This window comes from Bradyrhizobium sp. SHOUNA76 (genome assembly GCF_023006445.1).
In the GTDB taxonomy this organism is placed as follows: Bacteria; Pseudomonadota; Alphaproteobacteria; order Rhizobiales; family Xanthobacteraceae; genus Bradyrhizobium.
Genome location: NZ_JALBHA010000999.1, coordinates 1 through 861, shown reverse-complemented (window position 1 = coordinate 861; position 861 = coordinate 1). Strand labels below are relative to the sequence as shown.

At 68.9% G+C, this 861-nt stretch carries 1 protein-coding gene; it reads right to left on the bottom strand.

The window, feature by feature from the left end:
* Positions 1-92: 92 nt before the first annotated feature.
* Positions 93-861 (bottom strand): methyl-accepting chemotaxis protein (locus MOV74_RS39260; RefSeq protein WP_246932989.1); only part of this gene is annotated, 769 nt, incomplete at its 5' end.

Genomic DNA, 861 nt, shown 5'->3' with positions numbered 1-861 from the left:
AATTGTGGAGATGTCATGAACCACGATGCCCCTGTCCCGGGCCATACTGCACGATCACACTCCCGGGCCCAGCGGCCGAGATGCCGCCGGGCTCAGGCTGCCGCGGTCGAGTCGCGCACGGTCCGCACGACGACCGACCGTAGCTGTTCGAGATTGGCCGCCATGCCGGCAATCGCCTGCCTGACCTCCGCGGCGCGCTCGTTCACGGAAGCGGCGTCGCGGCTGACATTGCCGATCTTGGCCGAGACCTCCTTCGCCGCGGACGCCGATTCGGAAATCGACCGCGTGATCTCCCGCGTGGCGGCGTCCTGCTCTTCCATCGCGGCGGCAACCGAGGTCGCGACGCCATCGATCTCGACGATGTGCCCGCCCATCGTCTCGACGGCATCGACCGCAGCCTGCGTCGAGGCCTGGATCTCGGTAATCAGCCGCGTGATCTCCTCGGTGGATTTGGCGGTCTGGTCCGACAGGGATTTCACCTCGGCGGCGACCACAGCGAAGCCGCGCCCTGCCTCGCCGGCACGCGCCGCCTCGATCGTGGCGTTGAGCGCCAGCAGGTTGGTCTGGCCGGCGATGCCGCCGATGAGGTCGGAGACCTCGGCGATCTTCTTCACCGATCCGGCCAGCGCTTGAATGGTCGAACGCGCCTGCTCGCGGCCGGCCACGGCAGATTTGGTGACGGTGCTGGTCCGCGCGACCTGGCTTGCGATCTCGCGGATCGAGGCGCTCAGCTCTTCGGCCGCGGCCGAGACGGTCTGCGAGCTGCCAAGGGCCTGAGTGGAGGCCGCGGCGACCGCCTGCGACTGCGCGGAGAGCGAACTTGCGATCTCGGACAGGCTGGTGGCGGCCCGCTCGACGCCA